Source organism: Pseudomonas nabeulensis, from assembly GCF_004682045.1.
Lineage (GTDB): Bacteria > Pseudomonadota > Gammaproteobacteria > Pseudomonadales > Pseudomonadaceae > Aquipseudomonas > Aquipseudomonas nabeulensis.
In genome coordinates, this window is the sequence record NZ_QUZT01000010.1 from 89890 (window position 1) to 108341 (window position 18452).

Below are 18452 nucleotides of genomic sequence, written 5' to 3' on the forward strand. Positions count from 1 at the left end.
GATCAGTGTCTGTAGGTAGATCCGGTGTGTTGTTCGGGTAGGCGCGCGGTGTTGTGGAAGACTTTTTCCCTCAGCGTGCCTTGCTCATAAGCGGTCTTGTACGAGCCGCGTTTTTGAAGCTCCGGCACCACCAGCTCAATAAAATCCACATAGCTTTCCGGCGTGACAATCCGCGTCAGGTTGAACCCATCCAACCCGGTCTCGCTGATCCACGACTCCAGCTCATCCGCCACCTGTTCAGGCGAGCCCACCAACGTGATATAGCGCCCGCCCAACGCGTGCTGCTCGAGCAATTTGCGTCGGGTCCAGTCGTTGTTCTGCAGGTTCTTGGTGGCCGACTGGATCGCGTTGCTTTTCACGTACTGGATCGGTTCGTCCAGTGCGTACTGGGAGAAATCAATCGCGGTGGACGCCGAGAAATGCGCGACCCCGGCTTCCGCGCTGGCGTAGCTCAGGTACTCGGCGTGCTTGGCCCAGGCCAGCGCTTCGGTGGCGGCAACGATCACGTTGAGGCCCATGAACACCTTGATATCGTCCGGGTTGCGTCCGGCTTCGACGGCGCTGGCGCGCACCTTGTCCACCTGCACCTTGGTGGAGGTCTTGTTCTGCCCGCTGATGAAGACGCACTCGGCATGCCGCCCGGCGAACAGCAAACCGCGATCCGAACTGCCGGCCTGGAACAGCACTGGCGTACGCTGTGGCGACGGTTCGCACAGGTGGTAACCCTCGACCTGGTAGAACTCGCCGTGGTGCTCCACTTTGTGCACCTTGCCCGGTTGCGCATAGACCCGCGCCTGGGGATCGTTGACCACGGCGTCGTCTTCCCAGCTGCCTTCCCAGAGTTTGTAGAGCACTTCCAGGTATTCGTCGGCCTGGTCGTAGCGACGATCGTGTTCGACTTGCTCGGTCAGGCCCATGGCCTTGGCAGCGCTGTCGAGATAGCCGGTGACGATGTTCCAGCCCACCCGGCCACGGCTCAGATGATCCAGCGTGGACATGCGCCGGGCGAACAGGTACGGCGGCTCATAGGTGAGGTTGGCGGTGAGGCCGAAGCCAAGGTTCTTGGTCACCGCAGCCATCGCCGACACCAGCAGCAACGGGTCGTTGACCGGCAGTTGGATCGACTCTTTGAGTGGCACGTCGATGGAGTTTTGATAGACGTCGTACACACCGACGATATCGGCGATGAACAACCCATCGAACAACCCGCGTTCCAGCGTCTTGGCCAGTTCGGTCCAGTATTCGATGGTTTTGTACTCGGTGGACGTGTCCCGAGGGTGCGTCCACATGCCGTGGTTGATATGCCCGATGCAGTTCATGTTGAAGGCATTGAGCAGGATCTTTTTCTTGGCCATTCAGATGGTCCCCCGCAGTGGCGGGTTTTCATCGTTGAGGTAGTAATTGCCCACCGCGTGGTACTTCCAGCGCACCGGGTCGTGCAGGGTGTGCACGCGGGCGTTGCGCCAGTGGCGGTCCAGGCCGTGTTCGGCCAGGGTCGCCTGGCTGCCAGCCAGTTCGAAGAGGGTGCTGCCAGCGGCCAGTGAAATTTCAGTGCTCAGGGCGCGCACCTCGGCGACGGCAATCGAGGCGGCGGCCACGGTTTCGGCATTGCTGTCGGCCTGGGCGCGGTCGAGGAACTCACCGGCGCGCTCCAGCAACGCTTCGGCGGCGTGCAGGCGGATGCTCAGGTGGCCGAAGCTTTTCAGGGTCAGCGGGTCTTCGGTGGCTTTGTCGTTGCCGGAATCGATCCACGGGCGGGTCTTGGTGCGCACAAAGTGCAGCGCATCCTCAAAGGCGGCGCGGGCGATGCCGGTGTCGATGGCGGCGTGAAGGATCTGCGCCAGCGGGCCGACGGTGGTCGGGCGTTCGAAAGCGCTTTGGAATGGGATCACGTCATGGGCAGCCACCCACACGTTGTCGAACACCACCGAACCGCTGCCGGTGGTGCGTTGGCCGAAGCCGCTCCAGTCGTCGATCACCGTCAGACCTTCGCTGTGCCGTGGCACGAAGGCGAGTTGCTGCACACCGTGTTCATCCACCACCGAGGTGGGGATGCGCTGGGCGTAGATCGCGCCGGTGGAGTAGAACTTGCGGCCGCTGATGCGAAAACCATCGCCGTCGCGGGTGATTTTTGTGACGCGGTCGTGAGCCGTTTTAGTGCCCAATTCCGCCAGGGCATTGCCGAAACGCTGGCCAGCCAACACTTCGGCGTACAGGCGTTTTTGCTGCGCTGGTGTGCCGTTCACCCGGAGTACTTCTAGGGCGTAGAAATGGTTTTGCGGGATCTGGCCCAACGAGGCATCCGCCTGGGCGATCAGCGCAATCACCTTCGCCAGGGTCACGTTGGACACGCCCGCACCGCCATATTCCTTGGGCACGCTGATGCCCCACAGGCCGGAGCGTGAAAACACATCCAGTTCGGGCAAGGGCAGGCGGCGTTCGCGGTCGCGCTGGGCGCTGTCGCGGCGGAAGTCTTCGGCCAGGTCGCTGGCGACAACAAGGGCGTGTTCGTCGCTGGTGATAACCGCGACGTTTGCAGAGAAAGTCATATTTGCTCCAGAGGTCTGGTCGGTTAAATCCAGGAGTGACGAGCCGGTAACGTGCCGTTCAATCGATAGGCGCCGACGGCGTGATACTTCCAGCGCACCGGGTCGTGCAGGGTGTGCACGCGGGCGTTGCGCCAGTGACGGTCGAGGTTGAATTCGGCGAGGGTGGCGCGGCTGCCGGCCAGTTCGAAGAGCTTTTCGCTGACCAGCAACGACACTTCGGTGGTCAGCACTTTCGCTTCGGCCACGGCAATCGAGGCCCGGGCGGCGGAGTGCGCGGTGATCGGCGCTGCGCTGACCTGATCCAACACCTGGCCGGCCTTGCGCAGCAGGGCTTCGGCGGCGTGCAGTTCGATCTTCAACTTGCCGATATCGGCGATCACATACAGGTCATCACTGGCGCGTTCGACCTTGGCGTCAATCCACGGGCGCGAACGTTCGCGGACAAAGGCGATGGTGTCGTCCAGGGCGCCACGTGCAATACCGGCGTCGATGGCGGCCTGGATCAGTTGCGAGACGGCGCCCTGGATATTCGGGGTTTCGCCGATGCGCCAGTTCTCGACCACCCGTTCTGCGTCCACGGGCACTTGGTCCAACAGCACCGTGCCGCTGGCGGTGGTGCGTTGGCCGAAGCCCGACCAGTCGTCAACGATGCGCAGCCCTTCGCTGCCGCGGCGTACGAATGCCATGACTTGCTTGCCGTCATCGTTCAACGCCTTGACGGCGACCCAATGCGCAAACAACGCACCAGTGGAATAGAACTTCTGGCCGCTGATCACGTAGCCGTCACCCTCGGCGGTGATGCGGGCCTTGAGTTCCAAGGTGTTCCTGGTGCCGCGTTCCGGGCCGCCATTGCCGATGCGCCAGCCGTCGAGGACGCTCTGGAACAACTGCTTTTTTTGATGCTCGGTAGCCGCACCCTGCAACAGGTGCAGGATGCCGAAATGGTTCTGCGGGATCTGGCCGAGGGCCGGGTCTGCCGCGCTGATGATCGCGAACACCTCGGCCAGGGTCACAAAGGACACCTGCGGGCCGCCGTATTCGCGGGGAATGGAAATACTGCCCAGCCCACTGCGGGTGAACTGCTCGATCTGCGCCCATGGCAGCTTGCGTTGTTGGTCGCGCTTGGCGGCTTGCAGGCGGGCAGCCTGGGCCAGCTCATGGGCGGCGTCGAGGGCCTCGGCGTCGTTGCGCAGCACGGCGGCCGGCAACAACAGCGGAGCGACATCCAGATCACTCTGGGGGGGTGTTTGAGCCAAGTTAGACATCAGCGCCGCTCCTTGGCTGCACGTAATGCCCTGGCGTTGTGCACCGGGGTAATTCTGACCATACCGACCTCGCATTCAATGAAATGAAAACAGAAAAATCAGAGATGTCCGGTGGTCCGGTGCATATACCCTAAGCGCGTTAAATATTTAAATAAACGTGCTTTTTGGAATAAGCATAGAAGGGCTGTCACCCCGGTTCCGAGGGTGAGCCGAAGGGACGAGGCTGATAGATCAGCGCTGTACCGGTCTGGCGGGTTGGCGCTGCGGGTGCGATGCGTAAGGTGCGTGCCGGTGCCCAGCGCGAATTGTTGCCTACGCGGTCGAGGATGCAGTAGGTGACGTCCAGGCGGCTGTCATCACCGGCTTCGGTAATCACCGCAGAGGGCACCCACACCTGCACGGCCACGCCGACATCCCTGGCCTTGAGACTGGGCAGGTCCAGGCGTACATCGCCCCAGCGCAGCGTGATGGCGTCGCCTGTGGCCATGTTCAGCCAGGGCTCGATGGTCAATGGAATGCCGCGCCGTACCTGGCTGGCGTTGACCCCGTAGCGGCGGATGGTGTCAGGCAGGCCTACGGGGGCGAGGTTCTGGTTTTCGTCGCTGTGGGGAGGCAGGGGTTGGCCGCCGGGGTGATTGGTCTTGACGCGCACACGGGCCACCGCCGAGCGCGCCGGGGCGTAACCTACTTGCATGACCTGGTAATGCACCTGGGCTGCGCCATCCAGCACGAAACTTTCTGGCACACGCAGGTGGGTCGGGGTGCCGACCTTGCACGCGGTCACCCGCCGAGAGGCAGCAAAGCAGTTGTTCCAGAACAGTTCGATCAGGTCGCCTTCATCCATGCCGGGATAGGGGGGGATGTCGACCTGCAATTGGGCGGCAGCGTGGGCATTGATGCCGTTGCGATGGGCTTGGGGCAGCGTCGGGGCGGTGAGCAGAGTGTGCGTCATAAGTAATCTCCTTGATGCAGCCAGCAGCGATCGTTCCGGCCTCGGTAGCGGGAGGCCGAAAAGAACGATTCAGTGAGTAGCCGGGATAGGATCCAATCCTCTGGGTGCTAGATAAGAGGGTTGGCCAAGGAGGGTCAATGGCGGCAAAAGGCTAAACGGCGGGTTGGAGCAGATTCAGAAGGGTCTGACTGGCGCAGGGATATTTAGGTGGGGGTTGGCGACGGATTACTTGTTGCTACGAGGATTTCTTGTAGGAACAGTTTATTGTGGCGAGGGAGCTTGCTCCCGCTGGAGTGCGCAGCGCTCCCAACATTTTTGGGGCCGCTTCGCAGCCCAGCGGGAGCAAGCTCCCTCGCCACAGGTTAGCGGTATGCCACGTATCAATGAGCCAGGAATTTGCTCAGGAACTGCTTGGTGCGCTCTTCTTTGGGGTTGGCAAACAATGCCTTGGCTTCGCCTTGCTCCACGATCACGCCCTTGTCGAAGAAGATCACTCGGTTGGCCACATCCCGGGCGAAGCTCATCTCGTGGGTGACGATGACCATCGTGCGGTTCTCTTCAGCGAGGCTGCGGATGGTCGCCAGCACTTCACCCACCAGCTCCGGGTCGAGGGCCGAGGTGGGTTCGTCGAACAGGATGACCTCGGGCTCCATCGCGAGCGCCCGAGCAATCGCCACGCGCTGTTGCTGGCCGCCGGAGAGACGCCGTGGGTAGACATCTTCCTTGCCCGCCAGGCCGACCTTGGCCAGCAGCTTGCGGCCCAGGGTCACTGCCGCGTCGTGGGGCATCTTCTTGACCACGGTGGGGCCTTCGATGACGTTTTCCAGCGCGGTGCGGTGAGGAAACAGGTTGAAATTCTGGAACACGAAACCCACGTGCTGGCGCAGGCGCCGCACCAGGCCTTGTTGCTGGGTCAGCGGCTTGCTGCCGTCGATCTCGATATCGCCCACCTTGATACGGCCGCTGGTGGGTTCTTCAAGCAGGTTCAGGCAGCGCAGCAGGGTGGTCTTGCCGGAGCCGCTGGGGCCGATAATGGCCACCACCTCCCCGGGGTTGACCACCAGGTCGATACCGTCGAGCACCACCTGGCCCTTGAATTGTTTGGTCAGTTTTTCAACCACGATCATGCTTCAAGACTCCAGGTCATGCCGGTTGACCCGGTCTTCCAGGCGGTTTTGCAGATGCGCCAGGATGCTCACCAATACCCAATAGATCAGCGCGGCTGAAAGGTACATGGCAAAGATTTCGAAGGTGCGTGCGGAAACCAACTGCGCCTGACGCAGCAACTCGGGCACCTGGATGGTCGCGGCCAGTGAGGTGTCCTTTACCAGCGACGTGAAGCTGTTGCCCAGCGGCGGTAATGCCGTGCGCATCGCCTGCGGCAGGATCGCCCGGCGCAGGGTCTGCACCCGCGTCATGCCGATACTGGCAGCGGCTTCCCACTGGCCACGCTCGATAGAGCTGATGGCGGCGCGCAAGGTCTCACAGATGTACGCCGCCATGTTCAGCGACAGGCCGATCAGCGCGGCGGGGATCGGATCCAGTTCGATCCCCACTTGCGGCAAGCCGTAATACATCATGAACAGTTGCACCAGCAGCGGCGTGCCGCGAAAGAACGACACGTAGACACGGGCGAACCAGCTCAGCGACTTGAACCGCGACAAGCGCATCAGGGCCAGGCCAAAGCCCATCAGAAAGCCGAAGAACAAGCCACCCAGGCTCAGGATGATGGTGAAGTACACGCCCTGCATCAGGAAGGGCGTGGAGCTCAGGATCAGTTGGAGCTTTGCTTCCATTATTGAGTAACGTCAGCGTTGAAGTACTTCTCGGACAGCTTCTTCAACGTACCGTCAGCGCGCAGCTTATCGATGGCCTTGTTGACCGCCGCCAGCAACTCCGGCTCGCCTTTACGCAGGGCTACACCGGCTTCCTGACGGGAAAACGCATCGCCGGCAGCGGCGGTGTCAGGGGCTTTCTTGGCATATTCCAGCGCCGCCAGACGGTCGATCAGGATGGCGTCGATACGGCCGATGCGCAGGTCCTGGAACTTGGTCGGGTCATCTTCGTAGGTGCGCACATCAGCGCCCTTGACGTTGGCTTTTACCCACTCTTCGTAGTTGGTGCCCAGGCCCACGCCGACTTTTTTACCGGCCAGGTCAGCAGCGGATTTGATGTTGAGCTTGTCTTCGTTCTTCTTCAGGACCAGCGCCTGGATCCCGGAAACGGTGTAGGGCTCGGAGAAATCGTATTTTTTCTTGCGCTCTTCGGAGATGGTCACCTGGTTGATCACAGCGTCCAGACGCTTGGATTCCAGTGCCGCCAGGATGCCGTCCCACTTGGTGGCTTGCAGCTTGACCTTCACACCCAGCTCTTTGGCCAGGGCTTCGGAAAGTTCGACTTCGAAGCCTGCGAGCTTGCCGCTTTCATCGACGAAGCTGAACGGTGGGTAAGTCCCTTCCAGGCCGACATTGATCACGCCGGCTTTCTGGATGTTGTCCAGTTGCTCGCCGGCAACCGCCTGACCCATCAGGCCAGCCCCAAGCGCCAAGCCCAAAGTGCCAACCAACAACGTACGACGCAATACAGAAATAGTCATGAAGAGCCCCTGTGTTTTTTATGTTGAGCGAAGCAGGTGACGCAGTGGTTGTATCCTGCCTTAAAGCCGCGACTATAAAGTCGATTTTTAAGACTTGAAAATAATATAAATCTAATTTGATATTCAATTATTGAATATGTGGTGCTTCCAATGTGGGAGGGGGCTTGCCCCCGATAGCGGTGTGTCAGGTTATAAATGTGTCACTGACCCACTGCTATCGGGGGCAAGCCCCCTCCCACATTTGGCCCGCATTTATTCAGTTGAATACTGAGTCGTAGGCAAACAGCGCCGGCGCTCCACCGGTATGCAGGAAAATGATCGGCCCCTCCTCAAACCGCTGGCGCCCGATACCATCCAGCAAACCCGCCATGGCCTTGCCAGTGTAGACCGGGTCCAGCAGCAGGCCTTCCTGGCTGGCCAGCAGCTTGATCGCCGCCAGGGTGCCGGCATTGGGCTCGCCGTAGCGCGGGCCGAAGTATTCGTCCCACAGGATCACCTTGAAGGCTTCGGGGATATCCACACCCAGCAGCTCGGCGGTGCGCTCGGCCAGGCCCTGGACTTTCGGGCGCTGGGCTTCATCGGTGCGCGAGACGGTTACGCCAATGACCGGCAGCTCCGGCAACACTTGGCTCAAGGCCAATGCCAACCCGCTGTGTGTCCCGGCGCTACCGGAGGCCAGCACCACAGCGGCAAACTCAATCCCGCTGTCTTCGATCTGCGCTGCCAATTCCAGCCCGGCGCGCACATAACCCAATGCGCCGAGGGCGTTGGAGCCGCCGATGGGCACCAGATACGGCTTCTTGCCGTTGCTGCGCAGGCGGTCGGCGAGGGCGTTTAGCTGGTCGTCGACGTTGTCGAGGTTTTCCACCAGCTCCACCTTGGCGTCGAATAACTCCAGCAGCAGGCGGTTGCCGTTGCCCAGGTAGTTGGGGTCGTCAGTGCCGGTAGGGTTTTCCAGCAACGCCACACAGCCCAGGCCAAGCTTGGCAGCCAGGGCGGCGGTCTGGCGTACATGGTTGGACTGAATCGCACCGGCGGTCACCAGGGTGTCGGCGCCTTGAGCGATGGCATCTGCCGCCAGGTATTCGAGTTTGCGCAGCTTGTTGCCACCCATGGCCAGGGGCGTGGTGTCGTCACGCTTGACGTAGATATCCCTGCCCAGCCAGGCCGACAGCCGCTCGAGTTTTTCCAGGGCGGTGGCGCCGCCCAGCAGTTCCAGACGGTTAAAACGGTCGAGCTGTTGTTTGATCATGACGACGCACGGTTGCTAAGTGATGGGCCGACTATAGGCAGGCACTTTTCATCGGGCAACCGCCAATCGCTTATGCCGGATGGTTCTTAGCATCACACCATTGGTTCTTAAGGGCGCTGAGGGTGCATACCGTAAAGTGATGGGCATTTCGTCAGGAGTGAAGACCGTGAGTGAGCGTTCCAGTCATTGGCAACTACAGACCATCGTCAGCCAACTGCGCGGCGCGCGGGACCAGTGGCGAACGCGCAATGGTCGCCTGAGCGGCGAGCACGGTGGCCGCGAGTTGCCGTCCCGCGAAGCGGTGGCGCAGATTCTCGAGGCATTGTGCGGCGCGCTGTTTCCCATGCGCTTGGGGCCCGTGGATTTGCGTGAAGAAAGTGAAGACTTCTACGTCGGTCATACCCTCGATGTGGCGTTGAACGCCTTGCTCGGCCAGGCGCGCCTGGAGCTGCGTTATGCAGCACGCCAAGGCGCCAAGGACGACAGCGAAGTCGATGCCCTGGCCATCCGCCTGATCCAGGATTTCGCCCTGGCCCTGCCGTCCCTGCGCAGCCTGTTGGACACCGACGTACTCGCCGCCTATCACGGTGACCCGGCCGCCCGCAGCGTGGATGAAGTGCTGCTGTGCTACCCCGGTATTTTGGCGGTGATACACCATCGCCTGGCGCACCACCTGTACCGTGCGGGCTTGCCATTGTTGGCGCGGATCAGCGCGGAGATTGCGCACTCGGCGACTGGCATCGATATCCACCCCGGCGCGCAGATCGGCCCGAGCTTCTTTATCGACCACGGCACCGGCGTGGTGATCGGCGAGACTGCGATCATTGGCGAGCGGGTGCGTATCTACCAGGCCGTGACCCTCGGCGCCAAGCGCTTCCCGGCGGATGAAGATGGGCAGTTGCAGAAGGGCCATCCGCGTCACCCGATTGTCGAGGATGACGTGGTGATCTACGCGGGGGCGACGATTCTGGGGCGTATCACCATCGGCCAAGGCTCGACCATTGGCGGCAACGTGTGGCTGACCCGCAGCGTGCCGGCGGGGGCGAATATCACCCAGGCCAATTTGCAGCATGATGACGGTACGCAAAAGTAACGGGCCTAATTAGGTCCCTGTGGGAGGGGGCTTGCCCCCGATAGCGGTGTGTCAGTCAGCATTTCCTTGACTGAAGCACCGCCATCGGGGGCAAGTCGAATCGTCGCACCGCCCCTCCCACATTGATTGCATTGCCAAATCAATGATCCATCCAACGACCACTCAGCCCCGCGATTAGTCCTGAACCCCCTATTCATGTTTAACTTGAACGCTTGTTCAAGTTAAACCCGGTGGTTCGCTGCCCGCTCACAACAGGAGGCTTACCTTTGCTGAGTCCGTTTTTCCCAGCCATATCCCACGCTTTCGGGGTGCATCGTTCATGAGTGCATCGTCCACCCCATCCAGCGGACTGGTGCGCATGAACGCGCCGGTCTTCTACTTCGCTGCAACGGTCATTTTGCTGTTCGGCGTCACTGTCATCGCTATCCCGCAACAGGCCGGCGCCTGGTTGCTGGCCGCGCAAAACTGGGCGGCCAACACGGTCGGCTGGTACTACATGTTGGCGATGACCCTGTATCTGGTCTTCGTGGTGGTCACCGCGCTATCGGGCTACGGCAAGATAAAACTCGGTGCCGACCACGACGAGCCCGAATTCAGTTACCTGTCCTGGGCCGGCATGCTGTTCGCCGCCGGGATCAGCATCACGCTGTTTTTCTTCTGTGTATCCGAGCCGCTGACGCACCTGGAGCAACCGCCACAAGGCGCGCCGATGAATGCAGATGCCGCACGCCAGGCCATGCAGATTCTGTTTCTGCACTGGGGCCTGCACGGCTGGGGCGTGTTCGCGTTTGTTGGCATGGCCCTGGCGTATTTCGCCTACCGGCATAACCTGCCGCTGGCCTTGCGCTCGGCGCTGTACCCGCTGATCGGCAAGCGCATCAATGGCCCCATCGGCTATGCGGTAGATGGCTTCGGCATCATCGCCACGGTGTTCGGCCTGGGCGCGGACATGGGTTTTGGGGTGCTGCACCTCAACTCCGGTCTGGACTACCTGTTCGGCATCGCGCATACCCAGTGGATCCAGGTCGGCTTGATCACCTTGATGATGGGCGCTGCGATCATCGTCGCGGTGGCTGGCGTCGACAAGGGCGTGCGGGTGATGTCCGACATCAACATGCTGCTGGCTTGTGCGCTGCTGCTGTTTGTGTTGTTTGCCGGGCCTACCCAGCACTTGCTCAACACGCTGATCCAGAACATCGGCGACTACCTCGGCGCATTGCCGACCAAGAGTTTCGACGTCTACGCCTACGACAAGCCCAGCGACTGGCTGGGCGGTTGGACGGTGTTCTACTGGGCCTGGTGGATCGCATGGTCGCCGTTCGTGGGCCTGTTCATCGCACGTATTTCCCGTGGCCGCACCATCCGCGAATTCGTGTTTGGCGTGCTGCTGATCCCGCTGGGTTTCACCCTGGCGTGGATGTCGATTTTCGGCAACAGTGCCATCGATCAAGTGCTCAACCATGGCATGGCCGCACTCGGTCAGTCGGCCATCGATGACCCGTCGATGAGCCTCTACCTGCTGCTGGAAACCTACCCGTGGAGCAAGGTGGTGATCGCGGTCACGGTGTTTATCAGTTTTGTGTTCTTCGTCACCTCGGCCGACTCCGGCACCGTGGTGCTGTCGACCCTGTCGTCCAAGGGCGGCAATGCCGACGAAGACGGGCCGAAATGGCTGCGGGTGTTCTGGGGCGCGATGACGGCGCTGGTCACCAGTGCGCTGCTGTTTGCCGGCAGCATCGACTCGCTCAAGTCAGCGGTGGTGCTGACCTCGTTGCCGTTCTCGATGATCCTGTTGCTGATGATGTGGGGGCTGCACAAGGCGTTCTACCTCGAGTCGCAAAAGCAGATTGCGCAGTTGCATTCATTGGCGCCGGTTTCGGCGTCGCGCAAGGGACGGGGCGGTTGGCGCCAGCGCTTGAGCCATGCCTTGCACTTCCCATCGCGTGACGAGGTGTACCGCTTCCTGGAATCGACCGTGCGCCCGGCCATTGAAGATGTGACCGCGGTGTTCGTCGAAAAAGGCCTGAATGTGACCACCCAACCGGACCCGGCCAACGACAGCGTCAGCCTGGAAGTCGGCCACGGTGAGGAGCATCCGTTCGTGTACCAAGTGCAGATGCGCGGTTACTTCACGCCATCGTTCGCCCGGGGCGGCATGGGCTCCAAAGAGCTCAACAACCGTCGCTACTACCGGGCGGAAGTGCACTTGGCCGAGGGCAGCCAGGACTACGATTTGATGGGTTACACCAAGGAGCAAATCATCAACGACATCCTCGACCAGTACGAGCGGCATTTGCAGTTCCTGCATTTGGTGCGCTGAAAGCCGGTTTGTGAAGTCTGCCTTTTGTGGGAGGGGGCTTGCCCCCGATGGCGGTGAACCAGTCAATGCATATGCTGACTGACACACTGCTATCGCAGGCAAGCCCCCTCCCACAAAAAACCTCGCAAGGCCCTGATCTACAGGGCTTTCTTAAATTTAATTTCATCCGGCCCAACCCGGTTTTGACGCGTAACTGTCATCTGCCCACTGCGTAATTGTGTGAAGCGTTTGACGCTTTCATTTCAGAACAGTGACGGAGACCGGTAACAATGAAGACGTTATTAAGCCCCATGGTGGGTGTCGCCATGGCGAGCTTTATGCTGTCCGCCCACGCCGACTTTATTGATGACAGCCACGCCGATGTGACCCTGCTCAATCGCTATCTCAACCAGCAGGGACGTGACGTGGTGAACAGCACCGCCAAGGCCCACAGCATTCGCGATTGGGGCCAGGGTTTCGAGTTCAACTTCAAGTCCGGCTACACCGAGGGGCCTGTGGGTTTTGGTCTGGATCTGCAAGCGTTCTACGGCTTGAAACTGGACTCCGGCGGCGACCTCAACGACAAGGATCACCAGAGCCGCTACCCCGGCAGCATGTTCCCGCTGGACAACGGCAAATCCGCCGACCAGTTCGGCGTGCTGAGCCCGACGTTCAAGATGCGCTTCGCCAAGGATGAACTGCGTGTCGGCACCCTGTATGGCAACAATCCGATACTCGCCAACACGGACGGTCGCCTGTACCAGCAGACCAACACCGGCGTGCAATTGGTCTCCAAGGACTTGAGCGATTTCACCTTCACCGGCGGCGATATCTTCAAGACCAAGATCCGCAACGAAACCGGCGACCAGGGCATGATCACCGCCGGTGGTACCAAAGAGAGCGACCGCTTCCTGTTCGGCGGTGCCGACTACACCGGCATCCAGAACACCACGGTCAGCCTGTGGTATTCCAACCTTGAGGACTACTACCAGCAGTTCTTCCTCGGCGCCAAGCGTCATGACGCTGTGGCGGTGGGCGCCTTCGATACCGATATCCGCGTGTTCCGCAGCCTGGGTGTGGGCGGCAACGCAGATGGCGACAAAGACTACGCCGCCAGTGGCCTGTACGGCGATGGCGTGAGCAAAGGCCGCATCAACCAGACCACCGCCAGCTTGCTTGAAAGCTACAGCCTGGACGGTCATACCATCGGTCTCGGCATTCAGAAAAACAGCGGCGACAGCGACTTTCCGTACCTCGACTCCGGCCTGAACAGCGGCGACAACCGTCAAGGCCCCGGCTCAGGCGCCGACACCCCGGCACTGACCAACATGCAGTTGAACAAATTCCAGCACGCCGGCGAGCGCACGTGGCTGGCGCAATACAAGTATGACTTCGGCAAGCTCGGCCTTACCGGCCTGACGTTCTCCGCCGCCTACGCCCATGGCGATGACATCCGCACTGCGCAAGGCAACACCAGCGAATGGGAGCGCAACGTCGCCGTGGCGTATCAAGTGCCTACAGGCACGCTCAAAGGCCTGGGTGTGACCTGGAAAAATGCCCACGCCAGCCCCGACATCACCGGTGCCACCGTGCAGGATGAAAACCGCTTTTATGTCAGCTACGTCGTTCCACTCTGGTAGGCAATTGCTGTAAAACGAAAGGGCAGACTTAAGCGATTCAGCCGGTTAAAAGCCCTGGGAATAACCTTATTCCCAGGGCTTATTTGCCCTAAGCCCAGAGAGGATTCGATGACGTACATTGCTGCCGAAAACCGCTATGAATCTATCCCGTATCGCCGCGTAGGCCGCAGTGGATTGGTGCTGCCTGCACTGTCCCTCGGCCTGTGGCACAACTTTGGCGACAGCACCCCGATCGACACCCAGCGCGCCCTGCTGCGCACCGCGTTCGACCTGGGGATCAACCACTTCGACCTGGCCAACAACTACGGCCCACCGTACGGCAGCGCCGAGATCAATTTCGGCCGTTTGCTGCGCGAAGATTTCAAGCACTACCGCGATGAATTGATCATCTCCAGCAAAGCCGGTTGGGACATGTGGCCAGGCCCTTACGGTCAGGGCGGCGGTTCGCGCAAATACATCCTGGCGAGCCTGGACCAGAGCCTGCAACGCCTGGGCGTCGACTACGTGGACATCTTCTACTCCCACCGTTTCGACCCCGACACCCCACTGGAAGAAACCGCCAGCGCCCTCGCCACCGCCGTGCAACAAGGCAAGGCGCTGTACATCGGTATCTCGTCGTATTCCGGCGTAAAAACCCGTGAAATCGCTGCCCTGCTCCAAGAGTGGAAAGTGCCGTTGCTGATCCACCAGCCGGCCTACAACCTGCTTAACCGCTGGGTGGAAAAAGACCTGTTGGACACCACCGAAGCACTCGGTGCCGGAGTGATTGCGTTCACCCCGTTGGCCCAGGGTTTGTTGACCGACAAATACCTCAACGGCGTACCGGCCGATGCTCGGGTCAATCGCCCGGGCGGTGGTTCGTTGCAGGCCAAGCACCTGTCCGAAGAAAACATCGCTCACGTACGTGCACTGAACGAAATCGCCCAGCGTCGTGGCCAGAGTTTGGCCCAATTGGCGTTGGCCTGGACGTTGCGTGATCCACGGGTGACCAGTGCACTGATCGGCGCGAGCCGGCCAGAGCAAATCATTGAGAACGTCGGGGCGTTGAAGAACTTGAGCTTCAGTGCAGAAGAGCTGGCGGAGATCGACCGGTTTGCCCAGGAAGGCGGGATCAACCTGTGGGAAAAGCCCTCCACCGCTGAATAAAAGACAGTACGCGGTCAATGTGGGAGGGGGCTTGCCCCCGATTGCGGTGTATCAGCCAACACATCAGTGACTGGTCCACTGCTATCGGGGGCAAGTCGAATCGTCGCACCGCCCCTCCCACATTTGATCTTCGTCAGGCTCTAGAACGGGACGTCACCCAAAATCGTCGCCCGGTGCATCACCCGCCGCTGTGGCCGGTAATCATCCACCGCGTAATGCTGGGTCACGCGGTTGTCCCAGAACGCCACATCATTCTCCTGCCAGCGCCAGCGGATGGTGAATTCCGGGCGTGTCGCGTGGGCGAACAGCAGCTTCAGTATCGCTTCGCTTTCCGCCGGTTCCAGCTCATTGATCCTGGTGGTAAACCCGTCACTGACGAACAGCGACTTACGTCCGCTCACCGGATGCGTGCGCACCACTGGGTGCGACAACGGCGGGTTCTTCCGGCGGGTTTCTTCCCAGCGCGCCAGGTCTTCGGCGGTGTTGCCAAAGCGCTCCAGCGGAAAGGATTTGGTGAAGTCGTGGGTCGCGGTAAGCCCGTCGAGCAAACGCTTCAATGGCGCCGACAGCGCTTCATACGCCGCAATCCCGCTGGCCCACAACGTGTCACCGCCAAATGCCGGCAGCTGCTTGGCACTCAGCACCGCGCCGAGCGCCGGGGTGGGCAGGAAGGTCACGTCGGTGTGCCACACCGCGTTGTCGCGCACGTCGGTGACGGCGGTGTCGAGGATCAGCACTTCGGGCTGTTCCGGCACGTTGGGGTAGATCGGGTGGATGTGCAGGTCGCCAAAATTCGCCGCGAAGCGTGCTTGTTGCTGTGGGGTGATTTCCTGGCCACGGAAGAACAGTACCGAATGGGTCAGCAACGCCTGTTCGATGGCGTCACGCTGTTCCAGGTTCAGCGGCTGGGTGATGTCGACGCCACTGATCTCGGCGCCAAGGGCGATGCTTAATGGGGTAACGGTCAGGCTGCTCATGCGGTTCTCACTCAATGTGCCTGGCCATGCCACGGCACCAACTTGCGCTGAAGGGCGCGCAGGCCCATTTCCATGGCAAAGGCAATCAGGGCGATAACCAGAATGCCCAGCACCACCACATCGGTGACCAGGAACTGCGCCGCCGACTGCACCATAAAGCCCAGGCCGCTGGTGGCGGCGATCAACTCGGCCGCGACCAGGGTGGACCAGCCCACGCCCAGGCCGATGCGTACACCGGTGAGGATGTCGGGCAGGGCACTCGGCAAAATCACATGGCGAATCAGCTGGGCGCGGGTCGCTCCCAATGACTGCGCCGCACGCAGTTTGGCCGGGTCGACGGTGCGCACGCCGGTCGCGGTGGCGATGGCGATCGGCGCAAAGATCGCCAGGTAAATCAGCAGCACCTTGGACAGCTCGCCGATGCCGCACCAGATCACGATCAACGGCAGATAGGCCAGCGGCGGAATCGGTCGATAAAACTCGATCAGCGGGTCGAGCACACCGCGGGCAACCCGGTTGGAACCGATGGCAATCCCCACCGGCACGGCAGTCAGCACGGCAAAACCCAGGCCCAGGCCGATGCGGCTGAGGCTCGAACCCAAGTGCTGCCACAGGGTGGAATCCATATAGCCGGTGGTCGCCAGCAGCCAGCCTTTTTGCAGCACGGCGGAGGGCGGCGGCAGGAATAGTGGTTCGATCAACCCGGTGGCGGTCACGGCCCACCAGGTGGCCAACAAGGCGACGAGCGTCAGCACGCTGATCCAGCGCGTGCTTATGCGGCGACGTATCGGGGTAACGACCTGGGCCACCGCCTCAACGACAGTGGCGATTTCGTAACTGCTCATGCGGACACCTGCCGTTGCGAGAACACTTTGCCCAGCACGTGTTCGCGGGTTTCGATAAAGCGCGGGTCGGACTTGATCGCCCGTGCCGACTCACCGGCCGCGTAGCGCTGGCCGAAGTCCAGGCTCAGACGCTCGACGATTTGCCCAGGGTTGGGCGCCAGCAGAATCAAGTCCGTGGCGAGGAAAACCGCCTCTTCGATGTCATGGGTAATCAGGAACACCGGCTTGGACGTGCGTTGCCAGACTTGCAGCAACAGCTCCTGCATCTGTTCACGAGTAAACGCATCGAGGGCGCCGAAGGGTTCGTCCATCAACAACACGCGTGGGTCTGCCGCCAGCGCGCGGGCGAGGCCGACACGTTGCTTCTGGCCGCCGGAAAGCTGCCAGATTCGACGGCTGTCGAAACCGGCCAGGTCGACCAAGGCGAGCATTTCCCGGGCGCGCACTTCACGCTGTGCCTTGGGCACGCCGGCCAGTTCCAGGCCGAAGCCGACGTTGGCCAGCACGTCCTGCCAGGGCAGCAGGGCGTCGTCCTGGAACACCACGCCGCGTTCGGCGCTGGGGCCTTTGACCGGCACACCATCGAGGGTGATGCGCCCGGCGGAGGGTTCGACAAAGCCGGCAATCAGGTTCAACAGCGAAGTCTTGCCACTGCCGGACGGGCCGAGGGCCACCAGCAATTGCTGGGGCCCCAGGTCGATTGAGATGTCAGACAGTACCGGTTGTGTGGCGCCTGGGTACTGTGCGCTGATGCGCTCCAGTTGTAGCAAGGCCATCGCGATGAACTCCTGATCAGTTGGTAATGAACTTGGCGCTGACGTAAGGGGCGTAGTCCGGCAGCACGGCGTCGACCTTGCCCTGCTCCTTGAGGAACGCAGCGGTATCGGTCACGGCCTTGGTGGTCGGGGCGCCCAGCAGCGTCACTTGGTCAGCGGCCAGCGGGTAGACGTTGCCTTGCAGCAGCAGCGGGATATCGTCGGCCTTGGCGCCGGAGAGCTTCACCAGTTTGTCGACGTTGCCTTTGTCGGCGAGCCAGGCTTGTGGGTCTTTGCGGTAGGCGGCGTAGGCGTCCAGCGTGACCTTGGCGAAGGCGGTGACAATTTCCGGGTGCTTCTCGGCAAAATCCTTACGTACGATCCAGGCATCGAAGGTCGGTGCGCCAAACTTGGCCAGTTCGCCGGAGGTGATCAGCACCTTGCCGTTTTCCTTGGCCACGCCCAGGGCCGGGTCCCAGACGTAGGTCGCGTCGATATCACCGCGCTTCCAGGCGGCGATGATCGCCGGCGGTGCGAGGTTGAGGATGGTCACTTTGGACGCGTCGATGTTCCAGTGCTTCAACGCGGCCAGCAGGCTGTAATGGCCGGTGGACACAAACGGCACGGCGACTTTCTTGCCGATCAGGTCCTGCGGGCTGTTGATCCCCGAACCATTGCGCGCCACCAGCGCTTCGGCGCCGCCGATCTGGGTGGCGACGAGGAAGGTTTCCACCGGTACTTTGCGGGTGATGGCGGCGGTCAGCGGGCTGGAACCGAGGTAGCCGATCTGCACGTCGCCGGAGGCGATGGCGGCGATGATGTCGGCGCCATTGTCGAATTTGCGCCAGTTGATCTTGGCGTTGGTGGCTTTTTCATACGCGCCGTCGGCCTGGGCGACCTTGGCCGGGTCCACGGTGGTCTGGTACGCCACGGTCACATCCGCCGCCTGGGCGAACAGGCTGGCACCGGCCAGGGACAGCGCCGCCAAGAGGCGCAGAGGGGTCAATAGTTTCAAGGGGAAGCTCCTCAATCAGGCGGCCGAGGGTCGGCGTGTGAGGAGACTAAATGATCTAAGAACTCGAA

General features: G+C 61.3%; 16 protein-coding genes. 4 read left to right on the forward strand and 12 right to left on the reverse strand.

What is annotated here, in order from left to right; genetic code table 11:
• Nucleotides 1-2: 2 nt before the first annotated feature.
• The 8 genes from DYL61_RS08040 to DYL61_RS08080 all read right to left on the reverse strand — a co-directional run bounded on the left by DYL61_RS08040 (nt 3) and on the right by DYL61_RS08080 (nt 8614).
• The gene (locus DYL61_RS08040; RefSeq protein ID WP_135307885.1) at nt 3-1355 is read right to left on the reverse strand and encodes an LLM class flavin-dependent oxidoreductase; all 1353 of its coding nucleotides are present in this window, start codon (nt 1353-1355) and stop codon (nt 3-5) included.
• Nucleotides 1356-2549, reverse strand: a complete 1194-nt coding sequence (locus DYL61_RS08045) for an SfnB family sulfur acquisition oxidoreductase (protein ID WP_135307886.1) — start codon at nt 2547-2549, stop codon at nt 1356-1358.
• A 23-nt stretch (nt 2550-2572) separates the two neighbouring features.
• Entirely contained in the window at nt 2573-3814 is a 1242-nt protein-coding gene (locus DYL61_RS08050) for an SfnB family sulfur acquisition oxidoreductase (protein WP_135307887.1), read from the reverse strand.
• A gap of 187 nt (nt 3815-4001) precedes the next feature.
• Nucleotides 4002-4766, reverse strand: a complete 765-nt coding sequence (locus DYL61_RS08055) for a hypothetical protein (RefSeq protein WP_135307888.1) — start codon at nt 4764-4766, stop codon at nt 4002-4004.
• Between the two features lie 380 nt (nt 4767-5146).
• Complete coding sequence (gene tcyN, locus DYL61_RS08065) at nt 5147-5893, reverse strand: L-cystine ABC transporter ATP-binding protein TcyN (RefSeq protein WP_135307889.1); 747 nt, start codon at nt 5891-5893, stop codon at nt 5147-5149.
• Nucleotides 5894-5896: 3 nt separating this feature from the next.
• Nucleotides 5897-6562, reverse strand: coding sequence for a cystine ABC transporter permease (tcyL, locus tag DYL61_RS08070; protein ID WP_135307890.1), 666 nt, complete (start codon nt 6560-6562; stop codon nt 5897-5899).
• Nucleotides 6562-7362, reverse strand: a complete 801-nt coding sequence (gene tcyJ, locus DYL61_RS08075; protein ID WP_135307891.1) for a cystine ABC transporter substrate-binding protein — start codon at nt 7360-7362, stop codon at nt 6562-6564. Before tcyJ ends, tcyL begins: the two co-directional genes overlap by 1 nt.
• Nucleotides 7363-7618: 256 nt before the next feature.
• Nucleotides 7619-8614, reverse strand: coding sequence for a D-cysteine desulfhydrase (locus DYL61_RS08080; protein ID WP_135307892.1), 996 nt, complete (start codon nt 8612-8614; stop codon nt 7619-7621).
• A 166-nt stretch (nt 8615-8780) separates the two neighbouring features.
• Here DYL61_RS08080 and epsC point away from each other — a divergent pair, with 166 nt between their 5' ends.
• The 4 genes from epsC (at nt 8781) to mgrA (ending at nt 14792) form a co-directional block, all read left to right on the forward strand.
• Nucleotides 8781-9707, forward strand: a complete 927-nt coding sequence (gene epsC, locus DYL61_RS08085; RefSeq protein WP_135307893.1) for a serine O-acetyltransferase EpsC — start codon at nt 8781-8783, stop codon at nt 9705-9707.
• 358 nt (nt 9708-10065) lie between these two features.
• Nucleotides 10066-12027 carry a choline transporter BetT gene (gene betT / locus DYL61_RS08090; protein ID WP_167497945.1) on the forward strand — a complete coding sequence of 654 codons (1962 nt, stop codon included), beginning with the start codon at nt 10066-10068 and terminating at the stop codon, nt 12025-12027.
• A 290-nt stretch (nt 12028-12317) separates the two neighbouring features.
• Nucleotides 12318-13646: an OprD family outer membrane porin gene (locus DYL61_RS08095; protein ID WP_135307912.1), complete on the forward strand. Its 1329-nt coding sequence runs from the start codon at nt 12318-12320 to the stop codon at nt 13644-13646.
• A gap of 108 nt (nt 13647-13754) precedes the next feature.
• Nucleotides 13755-14792 carry an L-glyceraldehyde 3-phosphate reductase gene (gene mgrA, locus DYL61_RS08100; RefSeq protein ID WP_135307895.1) on the forward strand — a complete coding sequence of 346 codons (1038 nt, stop codon included), beginning with the start codon at nt 13755-13757 and terminating at the stop codon, nt 14790-14792.
• A gap of 140 nt (nt 14793-14932) precedes the next feature.
• On the opposite strand, the gene tauD is transcribed toward mgrA, so the two are convergent.
• The 4 genes from tauD to tauA are packed head-to-tail and all read right to left on the reverse strand — an operon-like array spanning nt 14933 to nt 18384.
• Nucleotides 14933-15769 (reverse strand): taurine dioxygenase, encoded by an 837-nt coding sequence (gene tauD / locus DYL61_RS08105; protein WP_135307896.1) that lies wholly within the window; start codon nt 15767-15769, stop codon nt 14933-14935.
• Nucleotides 15770-15780: 11 nt separating this feature from the next.
• Nucleotides 15781-16614, reverse strand: coding sequence for a taurine ABC transporter permease TauC (gene tauC, locus DYL61_RS08110; RefSeq protein ID WP_135307897.1), 834 nt, complete (start codon nt 16612-16614; stop codon nt 15781-15783).
• A complete protein-coding gene (tauB, locus tag DYL61_RS08115; RefSeq protein ID WP_105699276.1) occupies nt 16611-17390 on the reverse strand; it encodes a taurine ABC transporter ATP-binding subunit in 780 nt (259 codons plus the stop codon). Before tauB ends, tauC begins: the two co-directional genes overlap by 4 nt.
• A 16-nt stretch (nt 17391-17406) precedes the next feature.
• Complete coding sequence (gene tauA, locus DYL61_RS08120) at nt 17407-18384, reverse strand: taurine ABC transporter substrate-binding protein (protein WP_135307898.1); 978 nt, start codon at nt 18382-18384, stop codon at nt 17407-17409.
• Nucleotides 18385-18452: the final 68 nt, after the last annotated feature.

Excerpts from the sequence above, each read along its gene's own strand:
- DYL61_RS08040 (WP_135307885.1), bottom strand. The coding sequence starts at position 1,355 with ATGGCCAAGAAAAAGATCCTGCTCAATGCCTTCAACATGAACTGCATC.
- DYL61_RS08045 (WP_135307886.1), bottom strand. The coding sequence starts at position 2,549 with ATGACTTTCTCTGCAAACGTCGCGGTTATCACCAGCGACGAACACGCC.
- DYL61_RS08050 (WP_135307887.1), bottom strand. The coding sequence starts at position 3,814 with ATGTCTAACTTGGCTCAAACACCCCCCCAGAGTGATCTGGATGTCGCT.
- DYL61_RS08055 (WP_135307888.1), bottom strand. The coding sequence starts at position 4,766 with ATGACGCACACTCTGCTCACCGCCCCGACGCTGCCCCAAGCCCATCGC.
- tcyN (WP_135307889.1), bottom strand. The coding sequence starts at position 5,893 with ATGATCGTGGTTGAAAAACTGACCAAACAATTCAAGGGCCAGGTGGTG.
- tcyL (WP_135307890.1), bottom strand. The coding sequence starts at position 6,562 with ATGGAAGCAAAGCTCCAACTGATCCTGAGCTCCACGCCCTTCCTGATG.
- tcyJ (WP_135307891.1), bottom strand. The coding sequence starts at position 7,362 with ATGACTATTTCTGTATTGCGTCGTACGTTGTTGGTTGGCACTTTGGGC.
- DYL61_RS08080 (WP_135307892.1), bottom strand. The coding sequence starts at position 8,614 with ATGATCAAACAACAGCTCGACCGTTTTAACCGTCTGGAACTGCTGGGC.
- betT (WP_167497945.1), top strand. The coding sequence starts at position 10,066 with ATGAACGCGCCGGTCTTCTACTTCGCTGCAACGGTCATTTTGCTGTTC.
- DYL61_RS08095 (WP_135307912.1), top strand. The coding sequence starts at position 12,318 with ATGGTGGGTGTCGCCATGGCGAGCTTTATGCTGTCCGCCCACGCCGAC.
- mgrA (WP_135307895.1), top strand. The coding sequence starts at position 13,755 with ATGACGTACATTGCTGCCGAAAACCGCTATGAATCTATCCCGTATCGC.
- tauD (WP_135307896.1), bottom strand. The coding sequence starts at position 15,769 with ATGAGCAGCCTGACCGTTACCCCATTAAGCATCGCCCTTGGCGCCGAG.
- tauC (WP_135307897.1), bottom strand. The coding sequence starts at position 16,614 with ATGAGCAGTTACGAAATCGCCACTGTCGTTGAGGCGGTGGCCCAGGTC.
- tauB (WP_105699276.1), bottom strand. The coding sequence starts at position 17,390 with ATGGCCTTGCTACAACTGGAGCGCATCAGCGCACAGTACCCAGGCGCC.